General features: G+C 72.4%; 18 protein-coding genes. 14 read left to right on the top strand and 4 right to left on the bottom strand.

Going from position 1 to position 15,975, the window contains the following annotated elements:
• Nucleotides 1-12: 12 nt before the first annotated feature.
• The gene (locus ACFFXY_RS00195; protein WP_382344779.1) at nt 13-672 is read left to right on the top strand and encodes a hypothetical protein; all 660 of its coding nucleotides are present in this window, start codon (nt 13-15) and stop codon (nt 670-672) included.
• A 52-nt stretch (nt 673-724) separates the two neighbouring features.
• On the opposite strand, the gene ACFFXY_RS00190 is transcribed toward ACFFXY_RS00195, so the two are convergent.
• Nucleotides 725-1,642: a DMT family transporter gene (locus tag ACFFXY_RS00190; protein WP_382344778.1), complete on the bottom strand. Its 918-nt coding sequence runs from the start codon at nt 1,640-1,642 to the stop codon at nt 725-727.
• Between ACFFXY_RS00190 and ACFFXY_RS00185 the strand changes: the two genes are divergently transcribed.
• Complete coding sequence (locus tag ACFFXY_RS00185) at nt 1,641-3,047, top strand: aminotransferase-like domain-containing protein (RefSeq protein WP_382344777.1); 1,407 nt, start codon at nt 1,641-1,643, stop codon at nt 3,045-3,047. The genes ACFFXY_RS00190 and ACFFXY_RS00185 overlap by 2 nt on opposite strands.
• Before the next feature lie 11 nt (nt 3,048-3,058).
• Here ACFFXY_RS00185 and ACFFXY_RS00180 read toward each other — a convergent pair whose 3' ends face one another.
• Nucleotides 3,059-3,964 carry a hypothetical protein gene (locus ACFFXY_RS00180; protein ID WP_382344776.1) on the bottom strand — a complete coding sequence of 302 codons (906 nt, stop codon included), beginning with the start codon at nt 3,962-3,964 and terminating at the stop codon, nt 3,059-3,061.
• An 85-nt stretch (nt 3,965-4,049) separates the two neighbouring features.
• On the opposite strand from ACFFXY_RS00180, the gene ACFFXY_RS00175 reads away from it, so the two are divergent.
• The 8 genes from ACFFXY_RS00175 to ACFFXY_RS00140 all read left to right on the top strand — a co-directional run bounded on the left by ACFFXY_RS00175 (nt 4,050) and on the right by ACFFXY_RS00140 (nt 11,391).
• Nucleotides 4,050-4,262, top strand: coding sequence for a hypothetical protein (locus tag ACFFXY_RS00175; RefSeq protein WP_382344775.1), 213 nt, complete (start codon nt 4,050-4,052; stop codon nt 4,260-4,262).
• Between the two features lie 46 nt (nt 4,263-4,308).
• The gene (locus tag ACFFXY_RS00170) at nt 4,309-5,376 is read left to right on the top strand and encodes an efflux RND transporter periplasmic adaptor subunit (RefSeq protein WP_382344774.1); all 1,068 of its coding nucleotides are present in this window, start codon (nt 4,309-4,311) and stop codon (nt 5,374-5,376) included.
• 98 nt (nt 5,377-5,474) lie between these two features.
• Nucleotides 5,475-6,179, top strand: a complete 705-nt coding sequence (locus ACFFXY_RS00165; protein ID WP_382344773.1) for a response regulator transcription factor — start codon at nt 5,475-5,477, stop codon at nt 6,177-6,179.
• Nucleotides 6,176-7,660, top strand: coding sequence for a sensor histidine kinase (locus tag ACFFXY_RS00160; RefSeq protein ID WP_382344772.1), 1,485 nt, complete (start codon nt 6,176-6,178; stop codon nt 7,658-7,660). The genes ACFFXY_RS00165 and ACFFXY_RS00160 overlap by 4 nt, the downstream gene beginning before the upstream one ends.
• 96 nt (nt 7,661-7,756) lie before the next feature.
• Nucleotides 7,757-8,938: an efflux RND transporter periplasmic adaptor subunit gene (locus tag ACFFXY_RS00155; protein WP_382344771.1), complete on the top strand. Its 1,182-nt coding sequence runs from the start codon at nt 7,757-7,759 to the stop codon at nt 8,936-8,938.
• Entirely contained in the window at nt 8,938-9,642 is a 705-nt protein-coding gene (locus ACFFXY_RS00150) for an ABC transporter ATP-binding protein (protein WP_382344770.1), read from the top strand. The genes ACFFXY_RS00155 and ACFFXY_RS00150 overlap by 1 nt, the downstream gene beginning before the upstream one ends.
• On the top strand, nt 9,639-10,844 hold the full coding sequence (locus ACFFXY_RS00145; protein ID WP_382344769.1) for an ABC transporter permease: 1,206 nt from the start codon (nt 9,639-9,641) through the stop codon (nt 10,842-10,844). The genes ACFFXY_RS00150 and ACFFXY_RS00145 overlap by 4 nt, the downstream gene beginning before the upstream one ends.
• A gap of 10 nt (nt 10,845-10,854) precedes the next feature.
• On the top strand, nt 10,855-11,391 hold the full coding sequence (locus ACFFXY_RS00140; RefSeq protein ID WP_382344768.1) for a hypothetical protein: 537 nt from the start codon (nt 10,855-10,857) through the stop codon (nt 11,389-11,391).
• Nucleotides 11,392-11,598: 207 nt separating this feature from the next.
• Here the strand turns inward: ACFFXY_RS00140 and bcp are convergent, their stop codons facing one another.
• Nucleotides 11,599-12,072, bottom strand: coding sequence for a thioredoxin-dependent thiol peroxidase (gene bcp, locus ACFFXY_RS00135; protein WP_359952290.1), 474 nt, complete (start codon nt 12,070-12,072; stop codon nt 11,599-11,601).
• A gap of 230 nt (nt 12,073-12,302) precedes the next feature.
• Between bcp and ACFFXY_RS00130 the strand changes: the two genes are divergently transcribed.
• Genes ACFFXY_RS00130 through ACFFXY_RS00115 form a run of 4 tightly spaced genes read left to right on the top strand, consistent with a single transcriptional unit; the run spans nt 12,303 to nt 14,929 of the window.
• Nucleotides 12,303-13,055 (top strand): energy-coupling factor ABC transporter permease, encoded by a 753-nt coding sequence (locus tag ACFFXY_RS00130; protein ID WP_382344767.1) that lies wholly within the window; start codon nt 12,303-12,305, stop codon nt 13,053-13,055.
• Complete coding sequence (locus tag ACFFXY_RS00125) at nt 13,052-13,390, top strand: PDGLE domain-containing protein (protein ID WP_382344766.1); 339 nt, start codon at nt 13,052-13,054, stop codon at nt 13,388-13,390. The genes ACFFXY_RS00130 and ACFFXY_RS00125 overlap by 4 nt, the downstream gene beginning before the upstream one ends.
• A gap of 28 nt (nt 13,391-13,418) precedes the next feature.
• Nucleotides 13,419-14,180, top strand: a complete 762-nt coding sequence (gene cbiQ / locus ACFFXY_RS00120) for a cobalt ECF transporter T component CbiQ (RefSeq protein WP_382344765.1) — start codon at nt 13,419-13,421, stop codon at nt 14,178-14,180.
• The gene (locus ACFFXY_RS00115; protein ID WP_382344764.1) at nt 14,177-14,929 is read left to right on the top strand and encodes an energy-coupling factor ABC transporter ATP-binding protein; all 753 of its coding nucleotides are present in this window, start codon (nt 14,177-14,179) and stop codon (nt 14,927-14,929) included. Before cbiQ ends, ACFFXY_RS00115 begins: the two co-directional genes overlap by 4 nt.
• 276 nt (nt 14,930-15,205) lie before the next feature.
• Here ACFFXY_RS00115 and ACFFXY_RS00110 read toward each other — a convergent pair whose 3' ends face one another.
• Complete coding sequence (locus ACFFXY_RS00110; RefSeq protein WP_382344763.1) at nt 15,206-15,946, bottom strand: DsbA family protein; 741 nt, start codon at nt 15,944-15,946, stop codon at nt 15,206-15,208.
• Between the last annotated feature and the right edge of the window lie 29 nt (nt 15,947-15,975).

Genomic DNA, 15,975 nt, shown 5'->3' with positions numbered 1-15,975 from the left:
AAGGTGATCTTCATGTCCGTTGTCAAGTCCGTCACCCGTACCGCCGTCGCCGCTGCGGCGGCCGCGGCCGTGTTCCTTCCGGCGGCCGCCGCCTCCGCGCAGGGGACGGAGATCCCGGAGGAGGGGTGGGAGTACTCCGCGGCCTGGGACTTCGTCCGGGACGAGTACACCGCCGAGTTCCAGTCCGACGTGGACGACGCGCTGGCGTCGCAGTTCCCGGACTGGACGTTCGACAACAGCCTGGAGGCCGTGCGGCTCCAGAACTACTACATCGACGGCGTGAACGAGACGCCCGTGCAGCGCAAGTTCCGGGCCGACTTCTGGGTGGGCGAGACCGGGGAGGGCTTCGAGACCGCGGTGTACCTGCCGGGCGGGCTCACGCCCGGGATCCAGGACGTGTCGGGGGGCGAGGAGTTCGACGGGCACTACCTGCTGCACTGCCAGGCGGCGGACACCGAGTGCTCGTCGGAGACGCTCGCCGACGGGACGGTCGTCGCGTACACCACCGACGGGACCTATGTGGAGGCCGCCGCGTTCTACCCGGACGGCTCCGCGAGCTGGTCCTGGTGGGGCGCGTTCGAGGGCCCGCTCCAGGTGACGCCCGACAACGTGACTGCGCTGGTGCTCGACCTGAGCACCGAGCCGGTCTGGCACGCGCTCGAAAACGACTAGCCGCGCCACCGCAGACCACGGCCCCCGCTGCCTTCCCGGCGGGGGCCGTTGCTCATTGCGGGAGGCGGGATCTGACGGCGAGGGCCGCGCAGGCGACGACGGCGAGGCCGCCGAGGAGGGTGGGGAGGCCGAGGGGTTCGCCGAGGAGGAGCGCGGACCAGGCGATCGTCATGACCGGCTGCACGAGCTGGACCTGGCTGACCTGGGCCATGGGGCCGAGGGCGAGGCCGCGGTACCAGGCGAAGAAGCCGAGGAACATGCTCACCGCCGAGAGGTACGCGAACGCTCCCCACTGGACCGGCGTGGCGGACAACGGCTCGGCGGCGAGTGCGAAGGCCGTCGCGGCGACCATGACGGGGGAGCCGAGGACCAGCGCCCACGAGATCGTCTGCCACGCGCCGAGTTCGCGCGCGAGCAGGCCCCCTTCGGTGTAGCCGACCGCGGCGGCGGCGACCGCCGCGAACAGGAGCAGGTCCGGCCAGCCGAGCGAGCCGAGGCCGCCGTTCCCCAAGGCCGCGAACGCGACCGCCGCGACAGCGCCCGCACCGGCGGCGATCCAGAAGCGCCGCGGCGGGTGCTCTCCGGTGCGCAGCACGGTCATCGCGGCGGTCGCGGCGGGCAGGAGCGCGACGACGACCGCGCCGTGGCTCGCCGACGTGTGCTCCAGGGCGAACGAGGTGAGCAGCCCGAACCCGGCGACCACGCCCGCGGCGACGAGCGCGAGGCGGCGCCACTGGCTGCGGGTCGGGGGCCGCTGGCGGGTCGCGGCGAGCGCGATCCCGGCGAGGACCGCGGCGATGGCCGCGCGGCCCGCGCCGATGAGCAGCGCGGACATGCCGTCGACGGCGATCCGCGTGAGCGGCAGGGTGAACGAGAACGCCACGACGCCGAGCAGCCCCCACCACAGGCCCGCCCGGGAACGCGATAGCGGTGGCGCCGCGAGGACAGTAGCGCTACTGTTGTCTTTCATGGTCAACGATAGCAGTGCGAGGATCGCCGCGGCACTGCGCGAACGCGTCGCCCGCGCCGCCCCGGGCACCCGCCTGCCCTCCACCCGCGAACTCGTCGCCGAGTTCGCCGCCAGCCCCGTCACCGTGCAGCAGGCCCTGCGGACCCTCGACGCCGAAGGGCTCCTGGAGCGCCGCCCCGGCGTCGGCACGTTCGTGCGCGCCGTCCGCACCGCCAGGCCCAGCGACTACCGCTGGCAGACGGCGGCACTCGGCGCCCCGCCCGCCCGCGTCCCGCGCGTGCCCACCGCGCTCAAGACCGCCGCCAACGACGTCATCGCCCTCCATTCCGGGTACCCCGACCGCGAACTGCTCCCCGAACGGCTCGTGCGCGCCGCGTTCACCCGCGCCGCCCGCGGCGACGCCGCCATGAGCCGCCCGCCCGCCGCGGGCCTGCCCGAACTCCAGCAGTGGTTCGCCGCCGAACTCGGGGAGACCATGGCCGCCGGAGTAGCGCCGCCGACGCCCGGCGACGTCATCGTCATCCCCGGCAGCCAGACCGGCCTCGGCTCCCTGTTCCGCGTCCTCGTCGGCCCCGGCCGGCCCCTCCTGGTCGAATCGCCCACGTTCTGGGGCGCGATCGTCGCCGCCGCAAGGGAGCACGTGGACCTCGTCCCCATCCCCACCGGCCCCACCGGCCCCGACCCCGACCTCCTCGACCAGGCCTTCGAGCGCACCGGCGCCCGCGCGTTCTACGCCCAGCCGAACTTCGCCAACCCCACCGGCGCCCAATGGACCGACAAGCTCACCGAACGCGTCCTCGACGTCGTCCGCAGCCGCGGCGCCTTCCTCATCGAGGACGACTGGGCCCACGAGTTCGGCATCGGCGCCGACCCGCGGCCCGTCGCCTCCCGCGACGACACCGGCCACGTCGTCTACGTCCGGTCCCTCACCAAGAGCGTCTCCCCGGCCGTGCGCGTCGCCGCCATCATCGCCCGCGGCCCCTCCCGCGACCGCATCCTCGCCGACGCCCAGGCCGAGTCCATGTACGTCAGCGGCCTCCTCCAGGCCGTCGCCGTCGACGTCGTCACCCAGCCCGGCTGGCGCACCCACCTCAAGGGCCTGCGCCACCAACTCGCCGCCCGCCGCGACCTCATGGTCGCGAGCCTCGCCGACCACGCCCCGCACGTCCACCTCGAAGCCGTCCCCCAAGGGGGCCTGAACCTCTGGGCCCGCCTCCCCGACGGCACCGACCTCCCCGCGCTCGCCCGCGCCTGCGAGGCCGCCGGCGTCCTCGTCGTCCCCGGCGACGAATGGTTCCCCGCCGAACCCACCGGCGCCTACCTGCGCCTCAACTACTCAGGCCCCAACCCCGGCGCCTTCCCCGACGCGGCCCGCACCATCGGCGAGGCCCTCGACAAGGACTGAGGCCCCGCGGATCAGACGCGATCGCCGCGGGTCATCCCTGAATCGCCGAACGGCTCATCAAGGGACGTCTCGTTTTGGCGGAGGTGATGGAAGCGCTCTGACTCCATGATCTCGGACCAGCTCAGTCCCGTGACCGCCATCAAGAATGACGTCGACGGTCGGCTCCCATGCTCCGCCTGGTACGCCCTGATCGCCTTGAGCACCATCGAGTGCCGTTTCCGGAGCGCTTCTGGCGTCGTCCCGTAGTACACCTCGCTGAGTTTGCCCCGGATCGTGCCTTTGCAGGTCTTCCAGGCATAGGACTTGAAACTCCCGAGGTACGGGAGGTGCTTGAGAATGGCTTCCCGCAAGGCGAACTGCGCTTCCTGTGCGAAGTCATCGCGGTCGGAAACACTGAACACGATTTGGCGGGCGGCGGCCTTGGGGATGTAGTCATACTTGAGCCACAGCCGGTTGAGGCACTTCTTCTGCTCGTCGGACCCGATCAGAGTGCCAGCCATGTCGACGAACTCCTCTTCTGCCTCCGATTTCTGAAGGTCCTCGGAGGCGTACGCCCATGTGAACTGGTCCAGGCAGTGTTCGAGCCACGCCAGCGGGAGCCCGAGCGCATCTCTGCAACCGCGAAGGAACAGCATGTGCGGCATGGACCGGCCGGATTCGAACCGTGAGACCAAGTGGACCCTGGTGTTCGTCAGGATGCCGAGTTCTTGGATGCTGAGGCGGTACGCCTCCCGGGTAGCACGGAGCAGCTCGGCGAAGGAATCGAAGTGCTCGGCGCGCGGGAAACGCCTGACTGCCCCTCGCCTTCGCGAGCGGTCAGGAACTGCGCAGCTGTCACTCATCAACGGCCTCTCGGTCGAACCGACTTCCTCGAACGAATCGATCGTGAACCGGCGGCCGGGCTTGGCGACGGACAAACCGAGCTTGGTTCGTTAGCGCATGAGCCCTCGACGTTCATCCGCAGTTCGGGAGGCGTCTGCGCGCGGCGCGGAGATTCGGGGCATGAACGGTGTCGATGAGGTGGAGCGGGTCGTCGCGCTGGCGGCGGCAGTGGAGCGGTCGGGGATGTTGCCGCTGGAGGAGCAAGCGGCGCTGCTGGACACGTACCGGCGGGCGCGTGAGCGCGTACTGCGGCAGGGGAGCGCCGACGAGGTACGGCGGCTGCGCGAGATCGACGAGGCCATGGGGCCGAGGCGGGTTCTGAGTCGGTTCTGAGGTTTGGTTGAGGGCGTCCCGAGTGGGTGCGGCGACGCTTCGGGGCATGGCATCTCCTCGCGTCAAGACCACGGTCATAGCGGCTGCGGCGCTCGCACTCGCCGCGGGCGGCACGGCCGCCTACCTGCTCCTCGGCGATCCTGCGCCCGCCGAGGCGGCCGACACGGTCGAGGTCGAGCGCGGCGATGTCGAGCTCACCGCCTCCGCTTCCGGGACCGTCGCCGCCGCCCGCTCCTGGTCCCTCGGCTTCGATGTCGAAGCCGAGGTCACCGAAGTGGATGTGGCCGCGGGGGACGAGGTCGCGGAAGGCGACGTGCTTGCCCGCATCGATGACGGCGATGCCGCGGAAGCGGTCGATGACGCTCAGGCCGCCCTGGACGAAGCCGAAGACGACCTCGACGACGCCGAAGCCGATGCGGCAGAGGCGGAGACGTGCGAAGAAAACGCCACCGAGACCCCCGCCATGGGCGGCCAGACGCAGACCCCGACCTGCGACACCGGCAGTGGCGCCGACGCGATCCTCACCGCGCAGCAGCGCCGCAACCAGGCCCAAGCCGACCTCGAAGACGCGCAAGCAGCCCTCGACGCCACCGCCATCACCGCGCCCGCCGACGGCACGGTCATGTCCGTGTCCGCGAGCACCGGCACCGTCCTCGCCGCCGGGACCGCGCTCATCGAGCTCGCCGACCTCACCACCGTCACCGTGACCGCCGACTTCGCCGAAGCCGACGCCGCCGCGCTCACCCCCGGCCAGGCCGTCACCGTCGCCTTCGCCGACGAACCCGTCGAAGCGCAGATCGCCGCCATCGACCTCGTCGGCACCGACACCGACGGGCTCGTCACTTACGGCGTCGCCGTCACGCTCCCCGACCCACCGGACGACGCCCTCGCCGGCTCCACCGCCACCGTCACCGTCGTCCTCGACAGCGCCCCCGACACCCTCTGGGTCCCCGCCGCCGCCCTCCGCGACATCGACGGCGACACCGCCACCGCTGAAGTCGTCAACGCCGACGGCACCACCGAGACCCGCGAAGTCGCCCTCGGCCTGCGCGGCGACGACGGCGTCGCCGTCGCCTCCGGCCTCGCCGAAGGCGACACGATCGCGCTCGGATGACCCCGCCAGCCGATTCTGACAGTTCTTTGAGGTTCCTCCCAGGAAGGCCCCGGCCTGCGGCGATAGGCATTCAGGGCACTGGATTGAAGGAGCCTGGAGTGAGCGAAGCGCCTGAACGCAAGGACCGCGTCCTCGTCGTGGACGACGAGGAGAACATCGCCGCGCTCCTCTCGGCGACCCTGCGCCTCACCGGATTCGAGGTCGAAGTCGCCCGCGACGCCGCCGAAGCGCTCCGCGCCGCCGCCAAATTCGAGCCCGACCTTGTCATCCTCGACGTCATGCTCCCCGACCTCGACGGCTTCGAAGTCGCCAAGCGCCTCCGCGCCGAACGCGACCTCCCCGTCCTCTTCCTCACCGCCCGCGACGCCGTCCGCGACCGTGTCACCGGCCTCACCGTCGGCGGCGACGACTACGTCACCAAGCCCTTCGACCTCGAAGAAGTCGTCCTCCGCATCCACGCGATCCTCCGCCGCGCCAAGGCCCCCGCGCCCGCCGAGGACCGCGTCCTGCGCTACGCCGACCTCGAACTCGACGAGACCGTCCACGAGGTCCGCCGCGCCGGGAACCCGATCGAGCTGTCCCCCACCGAGTTCAAACTCCTGCGCTACCTCATGGTCAACGCGGGCAAAGTGGTCTCCAAATCGCAGATCCTCGACCGCGTGTGGAACTACGACTTCGGCGGCAACGGCCGCATCGTCGAGTCCTACGTCTACTACCTGCGCAAGAAGATCGACACCATAGAGCCCCCGCTCATCCAGACCGTCCGCGGCTTCGGCTACGCCCTCAGGCAGCCCCGCAGATGATCCGCCCGCGGCGCTGGCGGCACTGGACCGTCCGCTCCCGCATGGCGTTCACCATCGTGACGCTGTGCACGCTCGCGCTGGCCGCCGCGATCCTCGTCGCGACCGCGCTCCTCCAGAACGTGCTCACCGACCGCATCGACACCCAGCTCACCACCGCCGCGGAGATGACCCGCGACAACAGCCCGCGCGGCGACGGGGACTTCACCGGGGGCGCGGGCTTCGAGCCGCCCTCACCGCAGGCCGGGCTCCCCGACAGCCCCCGCGTGTACCTGTACGGCGCCGACGGGGAGCTGGAGCACGCGTTCGGCGACGACGCCCCCGAGCTCACCGGCCTCGGCGACCTGGGCGAGCGGGTCGGGGAGACCGCGACGGTCCAGGACGCCGACGGGAACTCCTGGCGCATCCTCGTGGACGACGCCGAGGAGACCGGCGGGTACGTGGTCCTGGCGCTGTCCTCCGAGTACATCGGCGCCGCAACGGAATCGCTGCTGCTCATCGGCGGCGGCACGGTCGCCGCGATCCTCCTCGTGATCGCCGTCAGCGCGTTCTGGGTCGCGCGGCTCGGCCTGCGCCCCCTCGATCGCATGGAGGCCACCGCCGCCGCGATCGCCAAGGGCCGCATGGACGAGCGCGTCACCGACACCGACCCGCACACCGAGACCGGCCGCCTCGGGCAGGCCCTGAACACGATGCTCGGGCGCGTCCAGACCGCGTTGGACGACAGCGCCGCCTCGGAGGCGCGGCTGCGCCAGTTCCTCGCCGACGCGTCCCACGAACTGCGCACGCCCCTGACCTCCATCAAGGGGTTCGCGCAGCTCTACCGGCGCGGCGGCGTCCCGCCCGGGCCCGTCATGGACGACACCATCGGCCGCATCGAGGCCGAGTCGCAGCGCATGGGCCTGCTCCTCGACGACCTCATGCTCCTGGCCGCGCTCGACCGGCAGCGGCCCCTCCAGCGCGGCCCCGTGGACCTCCTCGGCGTCGCCGCCGACGTCGTCGGGGACGCCCACATCCGCGCGCCCGGCCGCTTCATCGCCCTGGAGGCGTTGACGGGCGGGTCCGAGGAGTTCCTCGACGCCGTCGACATCACCGGCGACGAGCCGCGCCTGCGGCAGGTCCTCACCAACCTCGTCGCGAACGCGCTGCGCCACACGCCCGGGAACGCCCGGATCGCCGTGCGCATCGGCTGGAGCCACAGCCCCGGGCCCCGCTGCCTCGCACAGGTGGGGGCGCTCCCGGCGCTGCCCGCGGCCGTCCTGGAGGTCGCCGACACCGGGCCCGGCGTCGCCCCTGAGCACGCCGAGGCCGTGTTCGAGCGGCTCTACCGCGCCGACCCCGGCCGCGTCCGCGGCGGCGAGGGCGGGTCGGGGCTCGGCCTGTCGATCGTCGCGGCCATCGTCACCGGCCACGGTGGGTGCGTGCGCCTCGCCGAGACGCCCGGCGGCGGCGCCACGTTCCGGGTGCTCCTGCCGAAGTCCTAGCGGCGCCAGGGACTCCGACGCATCCCGCAGCTCTTCTGAGGCGGCTTTGAGCTGGCCGGGTCTCGGCCCCGAGGCGGCGCCGCGAGCATTCCCCCCATGCGAAAGCCACCTCCTTCCCTCCTGGTCAACGGCGGGCTCGCGCTGGTCCTCGCGGCCGGCGCGGGCGGGTCCTACCTGCTGCTGCGCGGCGACGCCGCCACCGCCGAGGACGCCGGGTCCGCGACGGTCGCCTCCACGGCCACCGCGACCACGGGCACCGTCACCCGCACCGTCGCCGCCGACGGCACGGTCACCGCCGCGTCCACCGCCACCGCCGAGTTCGCGACCGCCGGGACCGTCACCGCCATCGACGTCGCCGTGGGTGACGTGGTCGAGAAGGGACAGACGCTGGCGACCGTGGACGACGCGGACGCCCGGCGCGACCTCGAACTCGCGGAAGCGAACCTCGACGCCGCGGAGGACAGCCTCGACCGGGCCGAGACCGACGCGGAGACCGAGAACGCCAAGGACGCGGTGGACGAGGCCGAAGCGGCCGTTGCGGAAGCACAGGACGCGGTCGAGGGGACCGTGCTCACCGCGCCCGCCTCCGGGACCGTGATCGCCGTGAACGGCACCGTCGGCGCGAGCACCGGGTCCTCCGGCTCCTCCGGCGGGTCCGGCGGTGGCGCGGGCGAATCCACCGACACGTCGTCGTCCTCGTCCTCGTCCTCTTCTGGCTTCATGCAGATCGCCGACCTGGGGGACCTGCGGGTCACCGCCGCGGTCGCCGAGGCCGACGCCGCGGACGTCGCGGTCGGCCAGACCGGGACCGTCACCTGGAACGCGATCGACGCGGCCGCCGACGCGGAGCTGACAGCGGTCGCGCCGACCGCGGGCTCCAGCGGCAACGTCGCGACCTACGATGTGACGCTCGCGCTCGACGAGCTCCCTGAGCAGGTGCGCCTGGGGCAGACCGTCACCGTCGCGATCACCGTCGAGGAGGCCGCCGACGTGCTCACCGTTCCCTCTGCGGCCGTGGACGTCTCCGGCGACACCGGCACCGTGACGGTGATCGGCGACGACGGGGCCCAGACTGAGACAACGGTCCAGATCGGACTGGAAGGGGACACGTCTGTGGAGATCGCCTCCGGTCTGGCCGAGGGCGACACGGTGGCGCTCGTCGTCACCGAGGACACCGATGCCGGGGGCGGCGACATGCAGTTCCCCGGCGGCGGCACGTTCCCCGGCGGGGCCGGCGGGCAGATGCCCGCGGGCGGCGGCTTCCCGGGGGGCAACTGATGGGCGCCGTCATCGCGCTCGACCGGATCGCGAAGGTCTACGGCCACGGCGAGACCGCCGTCCACGCGCTGCGCGGCGTGTCCCTCGCCGTGGAGCGGGGCGAGTACGTGGCGATCATGGGGACCTCCGGGTCCGGCAAGTCCACGTTGATGCACATCCTGGGGCTGCTCGACCAGCCGACGTCCGGGTCCTACCGGCTCGACGGCGTCGACGTGGCCCGGCTCGGCGAGGGCGCGCAGTCGCTGGTGCGCAGCAGGCGCATCGGGTTCGTGTTCCAGGCGTTCAACCTCATCCCGCGGACCACCGCGGCCGCGAACGTCGAACTGCCCCTTGCCTATGCGAAGATCCCGCGCCACGAGCGGCGCCGCCGGGTCGCGGCCGCGCTCGCGCAGGTCGGCCTCGCCGACCGGGCCGGGCACCGGCCGAACCAGCTCTCCGGCGGCCAGCAGCAGCGCGTCGCCGTGGCGCGGGCCCTGGTCACCGCGCCGTCGCTGCTCCTCGCCGACGAGCCGACCGGCAACCTCGACTCGCGGTCCACCGCCGACATCCTCGACCTGTTCGACCGGCTCCACGCCTCGGGCCGCACCATCATCCTCATCACGCACGAGGACGAGGTGGCCGAGCGCGCGGGCCGCGTGATCCGCCTGCGGGACGGCGACGTCGTCGCCGACACCGCCCGTGAAGCCTTGGAGGGCAGGCGATGAGCGCCGCCGAGATCCTGCGCTTCGCGCTGCGCGGCGTCGCCGCGAACAAGCTCCGGTCCTCGCTCACCGTGCTCGGCGTCCTCATCGGCGTCGCCTCGGTGATCCTCCTCGTCGGCGTCGGCACCGCCTCGCAGCGGGAGGTCGAGGAGTCCATCGAGGCGCTCGGCACGAACACGCTGACGGTGACCGCGTCCGGTTCCCAAGGGACGCAAGTGCGGTTCACCGACCTGACCGCCTCCATCGCCGAGGGCCTGGAGGCCTCCGAGCTGACGCCGGACGTGGCCGCGGTGTCCCCGGTCGCCACCACGTCGGCGACGGCCGTGTGGGACGGCGCCGAGTACGAGGTGGGGTCGGTCGTCGGCACCGACGAGGACTACCTGGAGGCCGCGAACTTCGAGGTGGCCGAGGGCACCGGCATCACCGAGTCTGATGTGGAGGCCGCGGCGCGGGTGGCGGTCGTCGGCTCGACCGTGGCTGAGGAACTGTTCGGCGGGGACGACCCGGTGGGGGAGCAGGTCAGCCTCGGCGGCGCCGTCTACACCGTGGTCGGCGTCCTCGACGAGCAGAGCTCCTCGACGGGCTTCGGCGACAGCAACGACCTCGTCGTGGCGCCGCTGACCGCGGTGCAGCGCACGCTCACCGGGTACGGCGCGCTGTCGCAGATCCTGGTGCAGTCCACCGGGTCCGGCACCGTGGACGCCGCCGAAGCGGAGGTCTCGGCGGTCCTGGACGGGCTCATGCGCGTCTCGGGGGAGGAGGCCGCGCCGTACTCGATCACCAACGCCGCCGAGCTGCTGGAGACGCAGGCGGACACCGCCGAGACGTTCACGCTGCTGCTCGGCGCGGTCGCCGGGATCAGCCTCCTGGTGGGCGGCATCGGGATCACGAACATCATGATGGTCTCGGTGACCGAGCGGACCCGCGAGATCGGCATCCGCAAGGCCCTCGGCGCGCCCCGCCGCGCGATCCTCACCCAGTTCCTCGTCGAGGCCACGGCCCTGAGCCTGCTCGGCGGCGGCCTCGGCGTGGGCCTCGCGTACCTCGCGTCCTCGATGACGATCGCCGGGTACGAGACCGTGATCGTCCCCGGCACGGTGCTCCTGGCCCTCGGGGTCTCGGTCGGCATCGGCCTGTTCTTCGGCGGCTACCCCGCCTCGCGCGCCGCGAAGCTGCGCCCCATCGACGCCCTCCGCTACGAGTAAGGAGACCCGCATGAGCAAGAGCGACACCGTGATGCTGAAAGCGGTCGAGGACGACCCGCCCGAGATCGAGCCGATGCCCGACGACCTGGAGCGGGCCCTCGCCGAGCGCCGGCCCTGGACCAACCGGGCCACCAAGTGGATCGCCGCGGCCGTGCTCGTGGCGGGCGGCTTCGCGGGCGGCGTCGCCGTCCAGCAGCAGTGGGGCGCGACCGAGACCGCCGCGGAGGCCGACGCGGGCGGGTTCCCCGACATGAGTGCCATGGGCGACGGCGGCGGCTTCCCCGGCGGCGGCGAGATGCCCGGCGGCTTCGGCGGCCAGGAGACCACGGGCACCGTCACGGGCGTCGACGGCACGACGGTGACGATCGAGACCGAGGACGGCACCACGGTCACGGTCGAGACCGGCGAGGACACCGCGGTCACATCGAGCGAGGTGATCGACCTCGGCTCCCTCGCCGCGGGCGACACCGTGACGGTGACCGGTGAGACCGCCGAGGACGGCACGGTCACCGCGGACGCCTTGGAGCGCACCGCGGCAGCGGAGTAGACGGACGCGAACCGCCGCGGCCCTGCGGGCCGCGGCGCGCGGTCGTGACGAGCGCTCCGCTTGCGGCCCCGATCGGGTGACATGCGGGGCCGCGGGGCCCGATCCTGCCGGACCCCCGCGGGAGGATGGCGCGTACGGTCCCCGGGTGGGTGGGGGGTAGGGATGGTTATACGTCTACCCCACCCACCCGCCCTGCGGGCGGCGCGCCTATTCGTCCAGGCCCAGTTGCTTCTTCAAGCGCGCGACGTGGCCCGTGGCCTTCACGTTGTACTGGGCCGCCTCGATCTTGCCCGCCTCGTCGATGACGAAGGTGGAGCGGATGACGCCCGTGATCGTGCGGCCGTAGTTCTTCTTCTCGCCCCAGGCGCCGTACTCCTCAAGCACCTTGTGCTCGGGGTCGGAGAGCAGGGGGAAGGTCAGGCCGTCGCGCTCGACGAACTTCGCGAGCTCCTCCGGTTCGTCGGGGGAGATCCCGACGACCGCGAACCCCGCGGCCTGGAGGCTCGCGAGGCTGTCGCGGAAGTCGCAGGCCTCCTTCGTGCAGCCCGGGGTCATCGCCCGCGGGTACGCGTAGAGGATCACCTTGCGGCCCTGAAGGCTCGACAGGGTCATCGTGTCGCCGGTGTCCGTGGCGAGCGTGAAATCCGGTGCCGTCTCACCGGGCTGAAGTCGTACGTTCACAGGTCGCAACCCTACCTTCCGTCCCTGACAATCGCCTGGGAGCACGCTCGACACTCGCTGTCCGGCCCCGGCGTCCCGAAATATGCGACCGGGTTGACGCGGGCGGCCCCGCTATTGCAAAATAATTGCAATAGCCCGAAGTGGGTTGTTGATTCCAGCGTGGGCGCCTTGCATCCGGCAGGGCGACCGCCACAAATCCCCCCGGACACATACCGAAAGGCGCGCCGCCCGTGGAAGACCTCGCGCTGCACATCCCGACCGACGTCATCGACGGGCCCACGTCGCTCGTCACCGCCCTCATAGCCGCCCTCGCCGTCGCCTGGTGCACCGTCGCCGCCCGCCGCGGCCCGCGGCCGTTCAGCCGCTCCGCGCGAGCTGAAGGGAGCGACGGAGGCATGGACGAGCGCCTCGTCCCCCTCGCCGGACTCGCCACCGCCTTCATCTTCGCCGCCCAGATGCTCAACTTCCCGATCGCCGCAGGCGTCTCCGGGCACCTCCTCGGCGGCGCCCTCGCCGCCGCGCTCCTCGGCCCCTGGCTCGGCGCCCTCTGCGTCACCGTCGTCATCGTCATCCAGGCGCTCCTGTTCGCCGACGGCGCCGTCACCGCCCTCGGCCTGAACGTCGCCAACATGGCCCTCATCGCCACCTTCACCGCCTACGGCGTGATCGCCCTGGCGCTCAAGGTCCTCCCGCGCACCCGCTGGGGCCTCGGCGCCGCCGTCTTCGCCGCGTCCGTCGTCAGCGTCGTCGCCGCCTCCGCCGGGTTCGTGCTCCAGTTCTGGATCGGCGGCGAACCCGTCGGCCAGTCCTTCGGCGCCATCGCCGGAGCGATCCTCGGCACCCACGTGCTCGTCGGCATCGGCGAGGGCGTCATCACCGCCGGAGCCGTCACCGCCGTCGCACTCGCCCGCCCCGACCTCGTCCACGCCCTCCGCGGCACCCCGCTCGCCAAGCCCGCACCGGCCCTGAAAGAGGCACGATGAAGAAGTTCCTCATCACCGGCACGATCGTCACGCTCGTCCTCGCCGGGTTCGTGTCCCTGTTCGCCTCCGCCTCACCAGACGGCCTCGAATCGGTGCTCCTCACCGGCTGCGACACCGCCGAAGGCGAGATCACCGGCGGCGCCTGCGTCCTCCAGGCCGCGGGCGAGCACGAGATCGGCGGGGCCTTCGCCGACTACGGCATGTCCTTCCTCGACAACGAGATCCTCGGCGCCTCCCTCGCGGGCATCCTCGGCGTCCTCCTCACCCTCGGCGTCGCCACCGGCCTGTTCTGGCTCCTCGCCCGCGGCAAGAAGCCCGCGGAAGAGAACGCGTGAGGCGCGCGACCGGACGGCGAGGCCGCCCGTGAACGCCGCGGACGGCCTCCACCGGCCCGGCGACTCCCCGCTCCACCGGCTCCGGCCGCAGGTGAAGATCGTCGCGCTCGTCGCCTTCACCTGCGCCATCGCCGCGACCCCGCGGGAAGCCGTGTGGGCCTTCGGCGTCCACGCGCTCGTCCTCGCGGGGCTCTTCGCGCTCGCCCGCATCCCCGTGACGTGGGTGGTCACCCGAAGCCTCGTCGAGTCGCCGTTCCTGGTGCTCGCGCTGGCGTTCCCGTTCATGGTCGAGGGCCCGCCCGTCCACCTCTGGTTCCTCACCGTCTCCGAACCGGGCCTGTGGGCCGGGTGGAACCTCCTCGCGAAGGCCACCCTCGGCGTGTGGGCCGCGCTGCTGCTCGCCGCCACCACGCCCGTCGCCGGCGTCCTCGCCGGGCTCTCGCGGCTGCGCTGCCCCGAGATCCTCCTCCAGATCACCGCGTTCGCGATCCGCTACGCGCACTTGACCGTGGCCGAAGTCACCCAGATGCGGCTCGCGCGCCTCGCCCGCTGCGACGACCCGCGGTTCCTGTGGCAGGCCGGGGCGCTCGCCCGCAGCCTCGGCACCGTCTTCATCCGCTCCTTCGAACGCGGCGAACGCGTCTGGCAGTCCATGGCCGCCCGCGGCTACACCGGCCGCCTCCCGCTCGAAGTCGGGCCCGCGCCCGCCAGCGCCCTCCAGTGGACGGCCGCGATGACCGCGCCCGCGGTCGCCGCCGCGGTCGCGGCCTGGACGGCGGTGAACGCATGAGCGCCTTGGACATCCGCGGCCTCGGCCACGCCTACCCCGACGGCCACCGGGCCCTCGACGGCGTGGACCTCGTCGTGGAGGAGGGCGAGCGCGTCGCGATCCTCGGCCCCAACGGCGCCGGGAAGACCACACTCATGCTGCACCTCGCGGGGCTCCTGACGGCCACCGAGGGGGAAGTGTCGGTGGGCGGTGTCAGAGTGGACAAGAAGACGCTGACCGAGGTCCGCCGCCGCGTCGGCATCGTCTTCCAGAGTCCCGACGACCAGCTGTTCATGCCGACGGTCGCCGACGACGTCGGCTTCGGCCCCGCGAACCTCGGCCTGCGGGGCGCGGAGCTCGCCGAGCGCGTCGCCGATGCGCTGGCGGCGGTGGACCTCGCGGAACTCGCCGAGCGCCCGCCGCACCACCTGTCGGTGGGCCAGCAGCGCCGCGCGGCGCTCGCCGGGGTGCTCGCCATGCGCCCCGACATCGTGGTCTGCGACGAGCCCTCGGCGAACCTCGACCCGGCCAGCCGCAGGGACCTCGCCGCGATCCTCCACCGGACCGCCCCGACCCTGCTCCTGGTCACCCACGACCTGCCGTACGCGCTCCAGCTCTGCGACCGCGCCGTCGTCCTCGACGCGGGCCGCGTCGCCGCCGACGCCCCCATCGCCGACCTCCTCGCCGACACCGCGCTCCTCGCCCGCCACCGCCTGGAGCTCCCCTTCGGCTTCTCCCTGGAGACCGCCCTCGCCGCATTGCGCGGCTGACCCGCCGACCGCTCATCGGTCGATCCTCAGGGCGGACCGCCGTACCGATGTCGTACCCCGGGAGCACTATCGAGCCGGGGGCGACTCGGAACGGCCGCACCCGACTCTGCGGCTGCCCGAAATCAGCGGCCCGCCCCGATGTCGTACCCGCCGGGCACTATCGAACCGGGGGCGACTCAGCACGGGCGCGCCCGGCGTCGCCCCTGCCCTGAAACGTCCGCGCGAACGCCGAAGGGGCGCAGCCGAACGGCTGCGCCCCTTCGGGTTCTGCCAGTGTCAGGCGGCGTCGATCGCGGCCTGGACGTCGTCGGCGAAGGACGCGTTCTCCACGACCTCGCCGTCGACCTTCGCGGTCGGGGTGCCGGTGACGCCGCCGTCGCCGGTGGCCCACGCGGTGCCGTCCTGGACCCAGCCCTTGTAGGTGCCGTTCTCGACGCAGGTCTGCCAGGACGCGTCGAGGCCCACGTCGTCGGTGCCGATCGAGATCAGCTCGTCGTCGGAGAGGCCGGTCGAGTTCTCCGCGGGCTGGTTCTGGTACAGCGCCAGCGTGTAGTCGAGGAACTGCTGCTCGCCGACGTCGGCGGCGCACACCGCGGCCGCCGCGGCGCGCGTCGAGTACTGCGTGCCCGAGGAGAGCCGGTCGAGGATGGTGATCGGGTGGTAGTTGACCGTGACCGAGCCGTCGTCGAGCCACGACTGGAGCTGCTCCGAGTACGCGGACTCGAACTGGTTGCACGCCGGGCACATGTAGTCGATGAACAGGTCGATCTCGACCGGCCCGGAGCCGAGCGTCACGCCGTACGAGTCGGAGACCGCCGCGGTCGGCTCGTTCACCTCGTAGTCGTCGCCGCCGCTGTTCGCCCAGATGCCCCACCCCAGGAGCCCGCCGATGAGCACCACCGCGGCGCCCACCGAGACCCACAGGAGGACCTTGCGCCGCCTGGCCTCCGCGGCCTGCTGCCGCTTCAGCGCCTCCGCGGCCTTCCTGCGCTCGCTCTTCCGCTCCGAACTGCCCATGTGCCTCGTTCAGCCTTTCTCAGGTCCAA

It is taken from the genome of Glycomyces mayteni, from assembly GCF_042428885.1.
In the GTDB taxonomy this organism is placed as follows: domain Bacteria; phylum Actinomycetota; class Actinomycetes; order Mycobacteriales; family Micromonosporaceae; genus Glycomyces; species Glycomyces mayteni.
Note: the sequence above shows the minus strand (reverse complement) of the source record. Positions and strands in the feature narration are given on the sequence as shown.

What these genes read in the sequence shown, in the direction of transcription:
- ACFFXY_RS00160 (WP_382344772.1), top strand. Translation starts at nt 6,176, where the DNA reads ATGATCCGCCCGCGGCGCTGGCGGCACTGGACCGTCCGCTCCCGCATG.
- ACFFXY_RS00150 (WP_382344770.1), top strand. Translation starts at nt 8,938, where the DNA reads ATGGGCGCCGTCATCGCGCTCGACCGGATCGCGAAGGTCTACGGCCAC.
- ACFFXY_RS00145 (WP_382344769.1), top strand. Translation starts at nt 9,639, where the DNA reads ATGAGCGCCGCCGAGATCCTGCGCTTCGCGCTGCGCGGCGTCGCCGCG.
- ACFFXY_RS00190 (WP_382344778.1), bottom strand. Translation starts at nt 1,642, where the DNA reads ATGAAAGACAACAGTAGCGCTACTGTCCTCGCGGCGCCACCGCTATCG.
- ACFFXY_RS00170 (WP_382344774.1), top strand. Translation starts at nt 4,309, where the DNA reads ATGGCATCTCCTCGCGTCAAGACCACGGTCATAGCGGCTGCGGCGCTC.
- ACFFXY_RS00115 (WP_382344764.1), top strand. Translation starts at nt 14,177, where the DNA reads ATGAGCGCCTTGGACATCCGCGGCCTCGGCCACGCCTACCCCGACGGC.
- ACFFXY_RS00185 (WP_382344777.1), top strand. Translation starts at nt 1,641, where the DNA reads ATGGTCAACGATAGCAGTGCGAGGATCGCCGCGGCACTGCGCGAACGC.
- ACFFXY_RS00140 (WP_382344768.1), top strand. Translation starts at nt 10,855, where the DNA reads ATGAGCAAGAGCGACACCGTGATGCTGAAAGCGGTCGAGGACGACCCG.
- ACFFXY_RS00155 (WP_382344771.1), top strand. Translation starts at nt 7,757, where the DNA reads ATGCGAAAGCCACCTCCTTCCCTCCTGGTCAACGGCGGGCTCGCGCTG.
- ACFFXY_RS00125 (WP_382344766.1), top strand. Translation starts at nt 13,052, where the DNA reads ATGAAGAAGTTCCTCATCACCGGCACGATCGTCACGCTCGTCCTCGCC.
- ACFFXY_RS00175 (WP_382344775.1), top strand. Translation starts at nt 4,050, where the DNA reads ATGAACGGTGTCGATGAGGTGGAGCGGGTCGTCGCGCTGGCGGCGGCA.
- ACFFXY_RS00110 (WP_382344763.1), bottom strand. Translation starts at nt 15,946, where the DNA reads ATGGGCAGTTCGGAGCGGAAGAGCGAGCGCAGGAAGGCCGCGGAGGCG.
- ACFFXY_RS00195 (WP_382344779.1), top strand. Translation starts at nt 13, where the DNA reads ATGTCCGTTGTCAAGTCCGTCACCCGTACCGCCGTCGCCGCTGCGGCG.